This is a genomic window from Moorena sp. SIO3I8 (genome assembly GCF_010692325.1).
Taxonomy (GTDB): Bacteria; Cyanobacteriota; Cyanobacteriia; order Cyanobacteriales; family Coleofasciculaceae; genus Moorena.
This window is the reverse complement of the sequence record NZ_JAAHHW010000378.1, coordinates 1-1,480: the sequence shown is the minus strand read 5'-3', so window position 1 is coordinate 1,480 and position 1,480 is coordinate 1. Positions and strand designations below refer to the sequence as shown.

Here is a 1,480-nt window from a genome sequence, read left to right as displayed (position 1 = left end):
TTTTTACTCCGTTTCTCACTCCATCGGGTAAACCCATTACTCTTAACGGTCCTTTCCAAGTGGGAGCTACTAAAATTAGTTTAGAAATACTATCTGGATTATCTTGGGCAAATTTTAAAGCGTATCCTGAAGCATGACCGGCAGCAATTACGATAATTGAGTTATTAAAAACAGAGTTAACAAAATCTGCTAATAACTGCTGAAATAATACGGGATTGTAATCCACAGGAGGGCATTGAGACTCGCCAAATCCTAACCAATCTAGCACGGTAACTTGATAGTTGGTAGCGAGTAGATTGGCAATACCTTTCATTTCTGTGCGACTAGAAACTGTACTAAAAGCAGGCAGTAATAGTACAGGGTTTCCTGCGCCAATAGTTTCGTAGACTACTTGATAGTGTTTGTCTTGCCAATTCCAGTTGTAGAAATTTTTGGTACCGCCAATACCAGAGTTAATCTGAGTTGGATTAGTTGCTGTAGTCATGGTGATAGGGGTGTATCTGATATTTGTAAATCTATTGTAAATCTATAACTAAAAGAAGTGTGGGGAGATAGGGATATAGGGAGATGGGGAGATGGTGAAGGGAAAAAGTAAACTTAGTAATTCCCTAAATAGTCAATGAATGGTAAATTCCCACTAACTGCATTATACAAGGGCAGATCTGCCGTGATGAACTTAGCTGCCATTGCCTCTGCTAAGGCTAGATAGAGGGCATCATAGACAGTCCGGTCAAAAGCTGCTCCCAAACTATAGGCTCTCGGTAAAATAGTTTTTGTCTCTACTGTTGGCAGAGAGAGTGCTAGTAGGTGGGCAATGAGACTATTTCCCTCTGGTTCAGTAATCAAACCTACTCTTTGTCTTTTCCAGATAATATTTCCGACTTCTGCTAGCATCAGTTCTGGTGCAATCAAATCTACTCTGGATAACTCCCAATCTTTACGGACAGCCAGAGCCTGTTTGGTTAATGGCTCCACAAAAAACCACTTAGCAACAACGCTACTGTCAATCACCAACAGCATTATCGGTTCCGGTCTTGATTAATGTGCTCCACTGAATCAGGCATAATACCAATTCGGGCAAAGATTGTTTCTCTAGTGCGATCAATTCCTTCGAGAACCTCTGCTGACGGTCGCTGGGAGAGTCGCACAGACCGCTCCAATAACACCAAAATCTGTTGATTCACAGAACGGCGTTCTCGGGCAGCCATGTCTTTGATCTGTTGGTAAAGCGCTTCAGGAATATCTCGTAGACTTAAATTGGCCATGGTTTTCACTAATGTTTACACTATTATGATAGCATAGTGATACCAAACCTATGGAGAAAACAAAGTACGGATTATCTCAGTCCGGCGATCGCGAAAAGAAGAGGTAGCCATTTATGAAAGCAACAGAATTTGATGCCAAATTCGATCAGGGGGAAGACATTACTGAATTCTTAGACCTTTCCCATGCTAAACGTCCTGGATATGAGCAGAAACGA

The 1,480-nt window shown here is 41.6% G+C and carries 3 protein-coding genes; all 3 read right to left on the bottom strand.

From position 1 onward, the window contains the following. The coding region (locus tag F6K51_RS37150) for an alpha/beta fold hydrolase (protein WP_293031156.1) at positions 1-484 on the bottom strand (484 nt) is incomplete at its 3' end. A gap of 113 nt (positions 485-597) precedes the next feature. After that, entirely contained in the window at positions 598-1,020 is a 423-nt protein-coding gene (locus F6K51_RS37145) for a type II toxin-antitoxin system VapC family toxin (RefSeq protein WP_293031153.1), read from the bottom strand. Beyond that, the gene (locus F6K51_RS37140; protein ID WP_293031150.1) at positions 1,020-1,265 is read right to left on the bottom strand and encodes a hypothetical protein; all 246 of its coding nucleotides are present in this window, start codon (positions 1,263-1,265) and stop codon (positions 1,020-1,022) included. Before F6K51_RS37140 ends, F6K51_RS37145 begins: the two co-directional genes overlap by 1 nt. Positions 1,266-1,480: the final 215 nt, after the last annotated feature.

Bases quoted from the DNA above. Each gene is read 5' to 3' on its own strand.
- F6K51_RS37145 (WP_293031153.1), bottom strand. From the start codon at position 1,020: ATGCTGTTGGTGATTGACAGTAGCGTTGTTGCTAAGTGGTTTTTTGTG.
- F6K51_RS37140 (WP_293031150.1), bottom strand. From the start codon at position 1,265: ATGGCCAATTTAAGTCTACGAGATATTCCTGAAGCGCTTTACCAACAG.